The sequence below is a fragment of the Deinococcus sp. Leaf326 genome (assembly GCF_001424185.1).
In the GTDB taxonomy this organism is placed as follows: Bacteria; Deinococcota; Deinococci; order Deinococcales; family Deinococcaceae; genus Deinococcus.
This window is the reverse complement of record NZ_LMOM01000054.1, coordinates 1-14748: the sequence shown is the minus strand read 5'-3', so window position 1 is coordinate 14748 and position 14748 is coordinate 1. Positions and strand designations below refer to the sequence as shown.

Annotated in this window: 12 protein-coding genes; 8 read left to right on the top strand and 4 right to left on the bottom strand. The window is 67.9% G+C overall.

Translation table 11 applies throughout. The annotated features are described in order from the left end of the window. Nucleotides 1-17: 17 nt before the first annotated feature. The 4 genes from ASF71_RS15475 to ASF71_RS15460 form a co-directional block, all read right to left on the bottom strand. The gene (locus tag ASF71_RS15475) at nucleotides 18-860 is read right to left on the bottom strand and encodes a carbohydrate ABC transporter permease (protein WP_056302000.1); all 843 of its coding nucleotides are present in this window, start codon (nucleotides 858-860) and stop codon (nucleotides 18-20) included. Continuing rightward, nucleotides 857-1981: a carbohydrate ABC transporter permease gene (locus ASF71_RS15470; RefSeq protein ID WP_056301997.1), complete on the bottom strand. Its 1125-nt coding sequence runs from the start codon at nucleotides 1979-1981 to the stop codon at nucleotides 857-859. The genes ASF71_RS15475 and ASF71_RS15470 overlap by 4 nt, the downstream gene beginning before the upstream one ends. Before the next feature lie 213 nt (nucleotides 1982-2194). Beyond that, complete coding sequence (locus tag ASF71_RS15465; RefSeq protein ID WP_056301995.1) at nucleotides 2195-3415, bottom strand: ABC transporter substrate-binding protein; 1221 nt, start codon at nucleotides 3413-3415, stop codon at nucleotides 2195-2197. A gap of 110 nt (nucleotides 3416-3525) precedes the next feature. Then, on the bottom strand, nucleotides 3526-4968 hold the full coding sequence (locus ASF71_RS15460) for an ROK family transcriptional regulator (RefSeq protein WP_235514527.1): 1443 nt from the start codon (nucleotides 4966-4968) through the stop codon (nucleotides 3526-3528). A 333-nt stretch (nucleotides 4969-5301) separates the two neighbouring features. Here ASF71_RS15460 and glcF point away from each other — a divergent pair, with 333 nt between their 5' ends. The 8 genes from glcF to ASF71_RS15425 form a co-directional block, all read left to right on the top strand. Continuing rightward, nucleotides 5302-6579 (top strand): glycolate oxidase subunit GlcF, encoded by a 1278-nt coding sequence (gene glcF / locus ASF71_RS15455; RefSeq protein WP_056301993.1) that lies wholly within the window; start codon nucleotides 5302-5304, stop codon nucleotides 6577-6579. A 113-nt stretch (nucleotides 6580-6692) separates the two neighbouring features. After that, on the top strand, nucleotides 6693-8069 hold the full coding sequence (locus tag ASF71_RS15450; protein ID WP_235514544.1) for an FAD-binding oxidoreductase: 1377 nt from the start codon (nucleotides 6693-6695) through the stop codon (nucleotides 8067-8069). Further along, complete coding sequence (locus ASF71_RS15445) at nucleotides 8056-8724, top strand: DUF5639 domain-containing protein (protein ID WP_056301991.1); 669 nt, start codon at nucleotides 8056-8058, stop codon at nucleotides 8722-8724. Before ASF71_RS15450 ends, ASF71_RS15445 begins: the two co-directional genes overlap by 14 nt. A gap of 40 nt (nucleotides 8725-8764) precedes the next feature. Beyond that, on the top strand, nucleotides 8765-10030 hold the full coding sequence (locus ASF71_RS15440; RefSeq protein ID WP_056301989.1) for an alpha-hydroxy-acid oxidizing protein: 1266 nt from the start codon (nucleotides 8765-8767) through the stop codon (nucleotides 10028-10030). A 71-nt stretch (nucleotides 10031-10101) separates the two neighbouring features. Continuing rightward, the gene (gene cpdB / locus ASF71_RS15435) at nucleotides 10102-11994 is read left to right on the top strand and encodes a 2',3'-cyclic-nucleotide 2'-phosphodiesterase (RefSeq protein ID WP_056302263.1); all 1893 of its coding nucleotides are present in this window, start codon (nucleotides 10102-10104) and stop codon (nucleotides 11992-11994) included. Between the two features lie 806 nt (nucleotides 11995-12800). Beyond that, nucleotides 12801-12989 carry a helix-turn-helix domain-containing protein gene (locus ASF71_RS23035; protein WP_082506097.1) on the top strand — a complete coding sequence of 63 codons (189 nt, stop codon included), beginning with the start codon at nucleotides 12801-12803 and terminating at the stop codon, nucleotides 12987-12989. Then, a complete protein-coding gene (locus tag ASF71_RS15430) occupies nucleotides 12986-13543 on the top strand; it encodes a DNA-primase RepB domain-containing protein (protein WP_056301987.1) in 558 nt (185 codons plus the stop codon). Before ASF71_RS23035 ends, ASF71_RS15430 begins: the two co-directional genes overlap by 4 nt. A 300-nt stretch (nucleotides 13544-13843) precedes the next feature. Continuing rightward, on the top strand, nucleotides 13844-14748 hold a 905-nt coding region (locus ASF71_RS15425; protein WP_056302262.1), incomplete at its 3' end, for an IS4 family transposase.

The window sequence follows — 14748 nt, the reverse complement described above, 5'->3', positions numbered from 1 at the left end:
AGACGGAAGGCGGGGACTCAGCCCTTGACGCTGCCGGCCAGCAGGCCACGCACGAAGTAGCGGCCCAGCAGGATATAGACGAGCAGGGTGGGCAGCGCGGCGAGGATGGCGCCGGCCATCGGGAGGTTCCACGAGACCGCCTGACCGCCCGAAAGCTGCGACAGGGCGTAGGTCACGGGCTGCGAGGTCGTGTTCGTCAGCGTGGCAGCGAACAGGAACTCGTTCCAGACCTGGGTGAATTCCCAGATGATGACCACCACGAAGCCCGGAATGCTGATCGGGAAGATCACGCGGCTGTAGATCTGCCAGAAGCCCGCGCCGTCGATGGTCGCGGCCTCGACGAGCGCGTCGGGCACGTCCGCGTAGAAGTTGCGGAAGATCAGCGTGGTGATGGGCAGGCCGTACACGACGTGCGCCAGGATCAGGCCCCACACACTGCCGTACAGTCCCAGAGCCTTGATGAACTGGAACAGCGGGATCAGGATCGCCTGATACGGGATGAACATGCCGAAGAGCATCAGGGCGAAGAGGGTGTTGGCGCCCTTGAACTTCCACTTGGCGAGCGCGTAGCCGTTCAGGCTGCCCAGCAGGGCGGCGAGCAGCGTGGACACCACGGCGAGGAACAGGCTGTTGCCCATGTTCCCGCCGATCTTGGACCAGGCGTCGGAGAAGCTCGCCCAGTTCAGGGCCGAGGGCCAGTGCCACGCGGTCGCCAGATTGATGGCGTCGGGGCTCTTGAAGGCAGTAGCGAACAGCAGGTAGACCGGCACCAGGAAGAACAGGGCGGCGATGACGAGCAGCAGGTACATGCCTGCGCGGCCCAGGCCGGGACGGTCGGTGGAGGATGCGGGGGCGCTCATGCGTGGCCCTCCTCGGCGCGGAAGGAACTGCTCAGGTACGGCACGATCACGAAGGCCACCAGGATCAGCAAGATGGTGCCGATGGCTGCGCCGAGCGCGAACTGGTTCTGGCGGAAGCTCGTGAGGTACATGTTCAGCGCCGGCACACTGGTGAAGGTGTTGTCGGGGCCGGCCATCGCGTACACGAGATCAAAGATCTTGAGGCTGATGTGCCCCAGGATGATCATGGCCGAGAGGCTGATGGGCGCGAGCAGCGGGAAGATCACGCGGCCGTACATCTGCCACTCGGTCGCGCCGTCCACCCGCGCCGCCTCGCGCAGCTCTTCAGGAATACCGCGCAGGCCCGCGAGGTACAGCGCCATGGTGTAGCCGCTCATCTGCCACACGGCCGCGATCACGATGCCGATCAGGGCGAGGTTGAAGCCGTGCAGCTCGGGCGCGGCGAGCATCTTCACGTTCGGCCCGACGAACAGCGCCCAGATGAAGAGCAGCGCGGCGCAGGCGGCCGCGACGAGGCCGCGCGTGCGCTGCGCCGAGGAGAAGGCCCGGAAGGCGATGACTGCCAGCACGACCCCCACGACCGCCGCCGTGATGAGCGGCAGCTTGTTCCAGTCGAACTTCCAGATGGCGTCGGTGCTGCTCAGCCACCCGAAAGTGGACGGCTGGGCACCGAACAGGGTCGGCACCTGGTTCACCCCGCCCTGCGGCTGCAGCATCCAGCGCCAGATGGTGCCGGTCACGATGAAGCTCAGGCTCATGGGAAAGAGGAAGATGGTGCGCCACAGGCCCTCGCCCTTGGGGTTGCGGTCGAGCACGAGCGCGAGGCCCAGACCCAGACCCAGGCAGCCCAGAATGAAAAAGAGCGTGAAAAAGACGGTACTGACGAGTTCCTGCCGGAAACGGCCCTGCAAGAATCCGGTGAACAGTTCGCGGTAGTTGTCCAGCCCCGTCCAGCGGATGATCGGGTTGGTGGCGAGGGCCTGCGCGGGGTCGTTGCCCCAGTCGGTCATGCTCACGTACACCGTGCGGCCGATGAAGCCGTACACGAATACCCCGACCAGAATCAGGCTGGGAAGCAGCACGGCCAGGGCCCACAGGCGGTCTTTGGTCAAACCTTTCAAAAGGGGCCTCCTCGAGACGGCAGTTTCTGGGAAAAAGGGTTCCGGCCGGAAGGCAGGGCGGCGGCGCAGTCCAGGCATGGCCGGAAGGCTGGAGCCGCTTCCAGACGCACGCGGCGAAGCGGTACGTGCGGCGCGGGACTCACTGCCCGTACCTCACGTACCGCGCCGGCCCGCCGCCCACCCGGGGGGCGGGCGGTTGGGCCGGAAGGAGACTTACTTGCCGATGCCGGCCTTGTCGGCGAGCTGCTGGGCCGCGGCGGCGGCGCCCTGGGCGTTCTTGCTCGCCACGAACTGGTCGATCACGGCCCCGAAGGCGCTCGTGAAGCTCTCGGGAGCCACAGCCCCGTGCGCCATGCTGCCCACGATCTTGTTCTTCTTCCAGTCGGCGGCGGCGCTCTTGGAGTAAGTGTTGTACTTGCTCAGGTCGCTGTCGAGGCGGGCGGCGATGCTGCCCTTGAGGGGGTTGAAGGTGTCCTGGCCCTGCTTGCTGCCCAGTACCTTGAGCCAGTTCAGCGCCTCGGCGCGGTCCTTGGCGCCCTTGGGCAGACCGAAGGCGTCGGCGAGCATCACGAAGGTGCCGCTCGTGCCGGGGGCCGTCGTCCAGCCGAAGCCGGTATTGGGAGCCAGCTTCTTGGTCGTGGTGAAGTAGCCGGCGGCCCAGTCGCCCATGATGTTGAACGCGCTCGTGCCGTCGACGATGCGGTCACTGGCCTGCTGCCAGCTCAGACCCGAGGCGTCCTTGTTCGCGCAGTCCATGACCTTGCCGAAGGTCGTGAACGCCGCGACCACCTTGGGATCGGTGAACTTGGTCTTGCCGCTCCACAGGTTCTGCCAGCCGGCGGCGCCCAGGCTGCCGACCATCACGTTCTCCCAGAGGTGCTGCTGGGTCCAGTTCTCACCCACGACGAGCGGCGCGGCGACGCCCTTGGCCTTGAGGGTGTTACAGGTCGTCAGGAACTCGGTCCAGGTCTTGGGAGCGGTGACGCCCCAGGCCTTGAGTTTGGCGGGGTTGTACCACATGACGTTGGAGCGGTGAACGTTCACCGGCACGCTCCAGATACCGCCCTTGCTGGAGACCAGCGAGATCACGTCGGCGGGGAAGGCCTTGGCCCAGCCCTCGGACTTGAACAGGCTGCTGAGGTCCTCCATGCGGTTGGCGACGACCCAGGTGCCGATGAGTTCCTGGCCGGCGTGGGCCTGGAACGAGTCGGGGGGCGTGCCGCCCAGCATGCGGGTCTTGAGCACGGCCTTGGCGTTCGTGCCGGCGCCGCCCGACACGGTCGCGTTGTCCACGGTCACGCTGGGGTACTTCTGCTTGTACAGCTTGACGAGCGCGTCGAGGGCGGGACCTTCGTCGCCGGACCACCAGGAGAAGATTTCGAGCTTGCCGGCCGCCGAGGCGCTCGACACGGTGGCGAGGGCGAGGGCCAGCATCAGGGCTTTTTTGGGGGTACGCACGGTGGAGCCTCCAGAAACAGTAGGGAATGAGAGGGCGGGGGGTCACGGGGCAGCACGAGAGGACGGATATGAAACGGGATGGAGGGTCAGGAAGAAACCGCCGGGGGCGGAGCCGGTCCGGCCAGAGCGCCCGTACCTGGGGGCCCGGTGGACCGCGAAGCGGGCGAGGTCGCGGGGCCGGCGACCAGCAGGGTCCCCAGCGCCACCGACGCCGCGAGGACCGGGGCAGCCGCGCCGATCTTCGCGGCCAGGCCAGGCTGAACCGAGGCGCGCAGCGCAGAGACGGCGTACAGGTGGGGCAGCCCGGCCGGAGTCAGCAGGTGCCCGAGCAGCATGGCCCCGGCGCCCAGCACGCCTACATTTTCGCCCAGCGTAGTCAGACTCAGGCGCACGTCCCCGGCGTTGATGCGTAGGGTGCGGGCCAGGGCACTGCCGCGCACGGCGTCCAGAAACACCTCGCCCGCCAGGGCGAGCCGCCCACCGATCACGACGGCCGATGGGTTGAACAAGTTGAGCACCGTGCTGATCGCCACGCCGACGTGGTGCCCGGCCGTCTGCCAGACCTCGCGGGCCACGGCGTCGCTGGCCGAGAGCCGGGTCAGGTCGGCCAGGGTGGGGACCGCGGGCAGGGCGCTCTCGCGGCCCACGCGCAACTCGGTGGCCAGGACGGTGAGCACCTGTGCGGCGGCGTAGCTCTCCAGACTGCCGGGGTTGCCGCTGCGGCCCACCGGTCCGCGCTCGTTGATGCTGATATGCCCGATCTCGCCGGCCCCGCCGCGCATGCCCCGGTGTAGCCGGCCGCCCAGCAGGATGCCTGCGCCGATGCCCGTGGCCGCCTTGACATAGATCAGGTCGCTCGCGCCCCGGTGGGCCCCGAAGCGGGCCTCGGCCAGCGCGCCCAGGTTGGCGTCGTTGTCCACGAGGACGCCGTACCCCAGGGCCGTGCGCAGGGCCTCGCCGACATTCTCGCCGTCCCAGCCGGGCATGTTGGGCGGCTGCACGACCCGGCCCGTGGCGTAGTCCACCGGGCCCGGCACGCCCACCCCGACGAGCGCGACCTCGCTGCCGGCCACGCCCGCCTCGGCCAGCACCAGGCCGCACAGCCGCGCCAGCAGGCCGTAGGTGGCGGCCGGGCCGCTCAAGATGTCGTGCGGCACGGTGCGGGTCGCGAGGGTGCGGCAGCGCAGGTCCAGCAGGTCCACGCGGGCGTGGCTGGCGCCCAGGTCCACGGCGAGCAGCGCGGCGGCGCGGGCGTTGAGGGTCAGCATGGTCGCCCGGCGGCCCGAGCGGCTGCCGCTGCGGGTGCCCAGTTCCTGCACCAGTCCGACCGCCAGGAGTTCCGAGACGATGGAGCTGATGGCGCTGCGCGACAGTCCCAGTTCCTGCGCGAGGTCCACCCGTGCCCGGTCCCCTTCCCACAGCCGGCGCAGCAGCAGCGCCGTGTGCCGCGCGCGGATGGCCGCGAGATCCAGGGTCGCGGGCCGCTCCGGAGCGGTGAGGTGGTGCAGGGGATCGGATTCGGGCAACATGGGCAGGCTCCGGACAACAGATAGAGGACGTGGCGATCGGCTCGGGGCGGCGCTGACACACGCCGCGGCGGGCGGGTGGAGCGGCGAGGTGTCCCGGCAGACCAGGACGGGGGTAAGTGAGTTGGTCTTATGCTGCTCTTCATTTCATTGGTTTGTCAAGCGAACGAACGAATGGAACCGCTTCCTCTCTGCGGCTTCCGGGGGGGGGTCCGTGGGGGCAGTGCGCGGGTCACTTTCGGCGGTCGCGGCGGCCCCTACCGCGCCGCCGTTTCTAGCTCTGCTTCCTTTTGCGCTGTTGCCCGCGCCTATCCTGTCGGGCATGAAGGTCAGGGCATGAACAACGACATTCCGGTGCGCGCGATCGGGCCGCAGGGCGAGGTCATGGCGCACGCGGTCGACGCCTGCGTCCACTGTGGCTTCTGTCTGCCCGCCTGCCCCACCTACGCGCTGCTGGGCGACGAGATGGACAGTCCGCGCGGGCGCATCGTGCTGATGAAGGAGGTTCTCGAAGGCGGGCTGGAGCTGGAACTGGCCGCGCCGCACCTTGACCGCTGCCTGGGCTGTCAGGCCTGCGTGACCGCCTGCCCCAGCGGCGTGCCCTACGGCGAACTCATCACCAGTTTCCGGGGCTGGAGCGAGCCGCAGCGCCGCCGTACGCCGCTGGACCGGGCCAAACGCTTCGCCATCCTCAAGGCCCTGCCCGCGCCGAAGCTGTTCAGCGTGGCCGCGCGGGCCGGGCAATACGCCAAACCGCTGGCGCCCGCGCTGCCCGCCGCCCTGCGGTCGCCGCTGGACCTGCTGCCCGAGCACGTCCCGGCGATGCAGCCCAGCGCAGAGTTCACGCCCGCGCGGGGCCAGCGGCGGGGCCGGGTGGCCTTTCTGGTCGGCTGCGCGCAGCAGGCGCTGGCGCCGAACTTCAACGCGGCGACGCTGCGGGTGCTAAGCCGCAACGGCATTGAGGTCGTGATTCCGCAGGGACAAGGCTGCTGCGGGGCCGCCGCGCTGCACACGGGCGCGCGGGACGAGGCGCTGCGGCTGGTGCGCGCCAACCTCGCGGCCTTCGACCCGGCCGAGTACGACGCCGTCCTCAGTAACGCGGCGGGCTGCGGCGCGGGCCTCAAGGAGTATCCGGCGGTGCTGCACGGCCTGCCCGACGAGGCGCAGGCGAGGGCCTTCGCGGCCAAGGTGCGCGACGTGTCGGAGTACCTCGCCGAACTGCTGGCCTCGGGCGACCTCGAGCCGCCGCTGCCGGCCTCGCGGCCCCTGACGGTCGCGTACCACGACGCCTGTCACCTCGCCCACGCGCAGGGCGTACGCCTCGCCCCCCGGCAACTGCTGCGGGCCATTCCGGGCGTCACGGTGCTCGAAGTGCCCGAGGGTGACCTGTGCTGCGGGTCGGCGGGCACCTACAACCTCGAACAGCCGGAACTGGCCGGGCAGCTCGGCGCGCGCAAGGCCAAGAACATCCTCTCGACCACGCCCGACCTCATCGCCAGTGGGAACATCGGCTGCCATACCCAGATCCAGAGCCACGTGCGCCGCGCGGGCAGCCCCGTACCGGTGATGCACACCGTCGAGGTGCTGGACCTCGCGTACCGGGGGGAACTGTGAGTCTCAAGCTGCCCAGGCTGCCCGAAAAGTGGGCCCTGACCACCAACTCGCGCGCCCGCAAGCCCGCCTCGCCGGGCACGCCCGACAACGCGCTGGCGGCCGAGCTGACCCGGATGTTGGGCAGCCGCAAGGTCCTGAGCAGCCTGCCCGAGCGGCGCAACTACCGCTACGACGCCATCGCGTTCGGTGAGACGCCGCTGGCAGTCGTGCTGCCCGAGAGCACCGCCGACGTGGTGTCGGCCGTCCGGGCGGCGCGCGCGGCGGGCGTGCCCATCGTGGGGCGCGGCGCGGCCAGCGGCCTGAGCGGCGGCGTGGTGCCGCTGCGCGAGGGGCTGGTCATTTCGTTCACGCGCATGACGCGGCTCGACATTTTCCCCGAGCGGCGCGAGGCGCGGGCGCAGGCCGGGGTGGTCACGCTGAAGGTCACCGAGGCCGCACGCCCACACGGGCTGGTGTATCCGCCCGACCCGGCCAGTTTCCGGACGAGCACCATCGGCGGCAACCTGGGCGAGAACGCTGGGGGGCCGACCTGTTTCAAGTACGGCGTGACCGGCGACTACGTGCAGGGCCTGGAATTCGTGGACGAGGCCGGCGAGGTCCATGAGCTGACGCGCGGGGCCTACGACCTCGCCGGGCTGCTGATCGGCTCGGAGGGCACGCTGGGCCTAATCACCGAGGCGACGCTGCGCCTCACGCCCCCGCCCCGGCACGTGCGCACCCTGATGGCCCATTTCGCGGAGGTCGGGCAGGCCGCCGAAGCGGTGAGCCGCGCCATCGCGGCGGGCGCGGTGCCCAGCAAACTGGAATTCATGGACACGGCCTGCGTGGGCGCGGTCGAGGATTACCTGCACCTGGGGCTGCCGCGTGAGGCGGGCGCCGTGCTGCTGGTGGACACCGACGGCGACGACCTGGAGACCGTGGAAGCCGAGCGCGCGCTGGTCGAGGCCGCCTGCCTGGGGGCCGGGGGCGAGGTGCGCCGCGCAGCCACCGACGCCGAGAGCGACGCCCTGTGGCGCGCCCGGCGAAGCGTCTCCCCCGCCCTGGGGCGCATCCGGCCGCAGCGGATGAACGAGGACATTGTGGTGCCGCGCAGCGCCCTGCCCGACGTGGTCCGTGAGATCCGGGCGCTGGGCGACGCCAGCCCCTTTCCGGTCGTGCAGTTCGGGCACATCGGAGACGGCAACCTGCACCCCAACATCCTGTTCGACCCGCGCACCGAGTCGGCCGAGGCCGTCCACCACCTCGCCCACCAGATCGCGCTCGTCGCCATCCGGCACGGCGGCGTGCTGAGCGGCGAGCACGGCATCGGCAGCATGAAACGCGACTTCATGCGCGACGCGGTGGACCCCGAATCGCTGGACGTGCTGCGCAGCGTCAAGCGGGCGCTCGATCCGCAGGGCTGCCTCAACCCCGGCAAGATTCTGCCCGACGAGTTGGAGAACGCCGCGACTGAACCTACCAAGACGGAGACCCCCCATGCCCATCCTTGACCTCTCGCCGGGCGACCAGACCCTGACCCTGACCGGCGACGTGACGCTCGCCGAGGTCTACGCGGCGCTGCCGCCGGGCCTGTACCCCCCCTTCGCGCCGGTCGAGCTGCCGGGCGGGGTGGGCGGGCTGGTTTCGCGCGGGGGTTTCGGGCAGACTTTCTTCTTCGGGGCGGAGGTGCTGGGCGTGGTGCTGCGTACCCGCTCGGGCCGCGTGGTACGTGCGGGTGGCCGCACCGTGAAGAACGTGCAGGGCTACGACCTCACGCGGCCCTTCGTGGGCAGTTTCGGAGCGCTGGGCGAGCCGCTCGAACTGACCCTGCGCCTGCGCCCTGGCCTGAGTGCGCGCCACGTCGCCGGCCCCGGCCGCCTGGACGACCTGCCAGCCCACATGCCGCGCTTTGCCTGGGAGCAGGGCGGCGAGCTGCACCTATGGCACTTCGGGCACCCGCGCGAGGTCGAGGCCCTGACCGGCGAACTGCTGGCCCGGCCCGGCGCGCGGGTCGTGGAGGGTATGGGCGACCTCTCGCCGCTGTTTCCCGGCGGGCTGGGTGTAGGCGAGGGCGGCCCGGCGCGCGACCGGCGCTTCGGGTGGGTGGCGGGCGGGGCCGCGCCCCCGGTGCCGGCCCTGTTCGAGCGGCTGGCGGCGTCGCTGTAGACCCGGCCGGAGCGCGCGGCGGGGCCGCTATGCTGCGCGCATGACCCCCCCCCTGCGCTCGCCCGGCCGCGCCCGGCAGACCGCCGTGTACGTGGACGGCCTGAGCGGCCGCGCGCCGCTGGTGCCGACCGGCCCCGACACCCTCGAAGCGGCGGCGCACGCCCACCTGAGCGCCGCCGCCTTCGCCTACGTGGCCGGCGGAGCGGGAGCCGAGCGCACGGTGCGCTTCAACCGTGAGGCTTTCGACCGGGTGCGGCTGCTGCCCCGCCAGCTGGTGGGCAGCGCCACGCGCGACCTGAGCACCGAGCTGCTGGGGCACACCTACCCGTCGCCGCTGCTGCTGGCCCCGGTGGGGGCGCTGGACCTCGTACACCCCGGCGCCGATCTCGCGGTGGGGCGGGCCGCCGCCTCGCTGGGTCTACCATTCGTCTTCAGTACGCAGGCGGCGGTGCCGATGGAGGAGGTTGCGGCGGCGATGGGGGACGCGCCGCGCTGGTATCAGCTGTACTGGGGCACCGACGACGGCGTGACCCGCTCCTTGGTGGAGCGCGCCGAGGCCTGCGGCGCCCAGGCCATCGTGGTGACGCTGGACACCACCCTGCTGGGCTGGCGACCCCGCGACCTCGACCTGGGGCACCTGCCCTTCCTGCGCGGGCTGGGGCTGGGACAGTACCTCAGCGACCCGGTCTTCCGCTCGCGGCTCGCGCTGCCGGTGGGCGGCCCACCGCCCTCGCCCCGGCCGTCGCTGGAGCTGCTGAAGACCGGGGCCGAGCTGCTGCGCCGGGGCCGCCCCTACGGGCTGAACCTGGAGCAGATGCGCGCGGCGACCACCCGCTTCGTCGCCACCTACACCAACCCCGACCTCGGCTGGGACGACCTGTCGCGCCTGCGCGAGTGGACCCGGCTGCCCATCGTCCTCAAGAGCGTGCTGCACCCGGACGACGCCCGCGAGGCGGCGGCACGCGGCGTGGACGCCCTGATCGTGAGCAACCATGGGGGGCGTCAGATCGACGGCGAGGTCGGCGCGCTCGACTGTCTGCCGGGCGTGGTCGCGGCGGCGGGCGGGCTGCCGGTGCTGTTCGACAGCGGCGTGCGCACCGGGGCCGACATCGCCAAGGCGCTGTCGCTGGGGGCGCGGGCGGTGCTGATCGGGCGGCCCTACGTGTACGGCCTGGGTATCGCGGGCGAGGACGGGGTGCGCGAGGTCCTGGGCAACCTGCTGGCCGAGTTCGACCTGACGCTGGGGCTGCTCGGGGCGCGCGCGGCGCGCGACCTGGGGCCGGGCCACCTCGTCCCGGCGCCCTGAACGGCGCGGCCTGTTTCACAGACAGGAGGACGGGCAGGCGGCGTATCCTGCGGGGCGTGAAGAAAACCCTCATGCTGATGACGGCTCTCCTGGCGGGCGCCGCCGGGGCCCAGACCGTCGACCTGCGCATCCTGGAAACGACTGACCTGCACACGAACGCGCTGGGCTACGACTACTACCAGGACAAGCCGACCGGCGAGTTCGGCTTCGAATACACCGCCACCCTGATCCAGAACGCGCGCAAGGAAAAGCGCAACACGCTGCTGTACGACAACGGCGACCTCATCCAGGGCACGCCGCTCGGCGACTACGTGGCCAAGGTGCGGCCCCTCCAGCCGGGGCAGCTGCACCCCATGCACGCCGCCATGAAGCTGCTGAAGTACGACGCCGGCAACCTGGGCAACCACGAGTTCAACTACGGCCTGCCCTTCCTGCAGCAGATCGTGGCCGACGCGCCGATGCCCATCGTGAGTGCCAACACCTACAAGGACAACGGCAGCGGCCAGCCGGGCGACAATGCGTTCACGCCCTACCTGATCCAGCGACGGGTGGTCTACGACACCCAGGGCCGCCCCTACGTCATCAACGTGGGCGTGATCGGCCTGCTGCCCCCGCAGATCGTGGAGTGGGACAAGGCCAACCTCGACGGCAAGATCGTGACGGCCGACATCCTGGAGACCGCCCGCAAGTTCGTGCCCCAGATGAAAGCCCAGGGCGCCGACATCATCGTGGCGGTAGCGCACAGCGGTATCAACGCCGACTACAAGCCCGGCCAGGAAAACGTGGCGACCGAGCTCACCAAGGTACCGGGCATCGACGTGGTCCTCAGCGGCCACAGCCACCAGGAATTCCCCGGGCCGGTCTACAAGGACATTCCCGGCGCGGACATCAAGAACGGCACCATCAACGGCAAGCCGGTCGTGATGGCGGGCTTCTGGGGCAACGACCTCGGCATCGTGGACCTGAAGCTGAACTATGACCGCAAGGCCCAGAAGTGGGCCATCCAGACCGGCGAGGCGAGCATCCGGCCCATCTGGGACAAGACGGCCAAGAAGAACCTCGTCACGCCCGACCCCCGCATCGCCAACGCCGTCCGGACCGCCCACGAGGGCACCCTGGCCTACGTGCGCGGCAAGGTGGCCGACCTCTCGGCGCCCATCACCTCCTACTGGGCGCTCGTGCAGGACGATCCCAGCGTGCAACTCGTGAGCAACGCCCAGACCGACTACGTGAAGAAGGCCCTGGCGACCACGCCGTACAAGGACCTCCCGGTGCTCAGCGCCGCCGCACCCTTCAAGGCCGGGGGCCGCTCGGGCCCGAGCTACTACACCGACATTCCGGCAGGCACGCTGGCGATCAAGAACGTCGCCGACCTGTACGTGTACCCCAACACCGTGCAGGCCGTGCAGGTCACGGGCGCGCAGGTGCAGGAGTGGCTGGAGCGCTCGGCCGGGCAGTTCAATCAGATCGACCCTGCCAAGACCGAGCCGCAGGCCCTGGTCAACGAGGCCTTCCCGACCTACAACTTCGACATCATCGACGGTGTGAACTACGAGATCGACGTGACCCAGCCCAGCCGCTACAACACGGCCGGCGACCTCGTGAATGCGGACGCCCACCGCATCCGGAACCTGACCTATCAGGGCAAGCCGATTGACCCGGCGCAGCAGTTCGTGGTGGCGACCAACAACTACCGCGCCTCGGGCGGCGGCAAGTTCCCCGCGCTGACGGGCAAGAACATCGTGCTCCAGGCCCCCGACGAAACCCGTCAGGCCCTCATCGGCTTTTTCCAGGAGCAGAAGACGGTCAACCCGGCCGCCGACGGCAACTGGAAGCTCACGCCCATCCCCGGCGCGACCCTGCTGGTCACGAGCAGCCCGAACGCCCAGAAGGCGCTGCCGGCCGGCGCGGCGCTCGTGCGTACCCGTGACGACGGCTTCGCGGAGTACACGCTGAAGTTCTGAGACAGACAGGACCGGTCACTGGCCGGCACCGTCTTCTATAAGGGCAGACCAGGGTAGAAGCTCTGGCCTGCTCTCTTTCTGCGGCAGAACACAGGGAGCGAGCGCCGCCCCGAGCCGGGCCCTTCTGTAACCCGGCAGGACGAGCCCAAAGAGAAACCCCCGTTCAAGACGGGGGATTTCTGGTGGGTCGCCTCGGACTCGAACCGAGAACCCGCTGATTAAAAGTCTGGATTATGTTATTTGCGTAACACATAGCTCTGCCTTAGAGTTGTGCTGGACAACATTTTTCTCTGAATTGCACATTTCCGCGATCCTGACGTGAGCCCCAGTCTCTGTCAATTACACCGCTGATTTCACTCTTCACCTGGAGTACCTACCCCATCTGAAACGCCCAGTCAGGGTCCGCCCTGACCTTTTGCGTTTCACTTGCGGTGACGGGCCCAGGTGTCCTTTTTGCCCTGCTGCACTCAATTATTCACCTTGAACCGCAAAACCGTAAAGAACGGGGACCAAACCGTACCCCATCTCTAGAACCCCCACTAGAGCAATTTCCGCAGCTTCTATGCCTTTTTCGAGAAAAAACAGGCCATCTGAAAATCGGTCTTAGAGTAAACCCGAGGGTTCGGAAAGGAACCTGAAGGCCAGGAAAGGCACGTCTGAATGGGCTTTCGCTGAACAAGATCGGGACAAGTTGACGCTCTCCCCACGAGACCGCACGTCCAGCAGAGGCACTGCCCATTCAAGCCTAATCCCCGCCAACAGCCTTAGCGCTGCACACAACCCATTCCCCCTATTCGAGGAGGCTTATGTCTACTGTGCTTTTGAGTGTCAGAGAGGCGGCCAAGCGTCTTGCCGTCCACCCGAAAACCATTCGTGCCCTGATCCACACAGGTCAGCTCAGGGTCGTTCGTCCACTGGGCACCATCTTCCGCATCCCGGAGGAAGAGCTTGAGCGTTGGGTTCAGGCACAGATTTACGGAGACCGTAAAAGATGATCCCCACCGACCAGTCAGCCAGTGAGGACGCAACCACCCTCACTGTACTCAGTGATTCCACTGACGTACACGCCGCCGAGGGACCATCCACCGAAGATTTTCTGCGAGCCTTGGCTCCCGAAACCGCTCCCCGTGTCACAGTGCAGACCTTCAAGGAAGCACCCGAAGCCAAACGGCCGGACTTGATTCAGATCATTCACTTCGATGTTTCGGAATACGACGAGCACCTTCCTCGACTCCAAGAACTCAATCGTGCTGGGGCTGGCATCTTTGTCACAGTCAATGAGACGAATGGCGCTGGCCGCAAAGCGAAGGACGTTCAGACCTGCCGTGCCCAGATGCTCGACTTGGATGGAGCACCTTTGCCTACCAATTGGGCAATAGAGCCGTCTATCGTCGTCGAGAGCAGCCCAGCGAAATACCACGTCTACTGGCTACTCCGCGACGGTGACCTAGCTCGATTCACCGACATCCAGGAGAAGTTGGCTGCGCAATATGGCGGCGATCCCGCCGTCAAAGATGTAGCTCGCGTCATGCGGTTGCCTGCTCAGTAGAGGACAACTTCAGTTTTCCCTGTTCTGAACAGCCTCAACAGGTTTGGGGATCGCCAAAAATGACGAAAGGCGGTCTTCTGGAGGTGTGACCTCAGTAGAGGACAACTTCAGTTTTCCCTGTTCTGAACAGCCTCAACAGGTTTGGGGATCGCCAAAAATGACGAAAGGCGGTCTTCTGGAGGTGTGAACGCACCAGAATCCGCCTTCCATCAGGCTACCGCACTCACTCGCCACTTCAAAACCCAGGTTCCCCATCTGCGAATCGACACGCTTCAGCGTGTCGTCGATGTCCTCCTCGCTCTGATCACCGCCCAGAGTGTCAATCATCACGACCTGAGCAGCCACCTCCCTGGACTCAGTTCCCCAGCAGCAAAAAAGAGACGTGTCGAACGTGCGTTCCGAGATGATCAACTCACCCTGCACGTCTTCCTCTGCCTGTTGATTGCCCACCTGCCTCYCGGCAAGATCCTCATGAGTCTCGACCGCACAACCTGGGAACATGGCGAGTCACCCATCAATTTCCTTGTCCTRGGCGCGGTCATTGAGGGCTACACCATCCCACTCGTCTGGATGGCCCTCGATCACACCGGCAACAGTTCCACCCGAACCCGCATGTGGGTTGTTCTCAGCCTGCTCCGCTTGCTGCCAGCGAACCGCTGGCAGGGCCTCGTCGCCGATCGGGAGTTCATCGGGGCGGAGTGGTTCAGCTTTCTTCGTCACCAGGGGATTCGGCGAATCATCCGTCTGCGGCACAGCGACCTGATCGACGACTTGAGCGGAGAAGACTGGTTCAGCACCATCACGCCCGGGGTCTTCCGGGAGATCGGTGAGCGGGTCATCGTCTTTGGAGAACTCCTGCGGGTCGTGGCAACGAGGTCTCCCGCGGGAGACCTTGTGATCCTGGCGACGGACTTCGGCGTCAGACAGACCTGGAAGCTCTATGGACGCCGCTGGACGATCGAGTGCACCTTCAGCAGCTTCAAGGCGCGCGGCTTCGATCTGGAACGGACCGGGATCACCGATCCGGCGCGACTGGAACGGCTCTTTGGCCTGGTGACCCTGGCGTGGATGTCCTGTCTGAAACTCGGGGTCTGGCTCAGCCAGACCCGACCGATCCACATCCTGAAACATGGACGTCGAGCCGTCAGCACCGTTCGGCACGGCGCACAGCATTTGAACGATGCCCTGCGCTGGAAACCAGAACG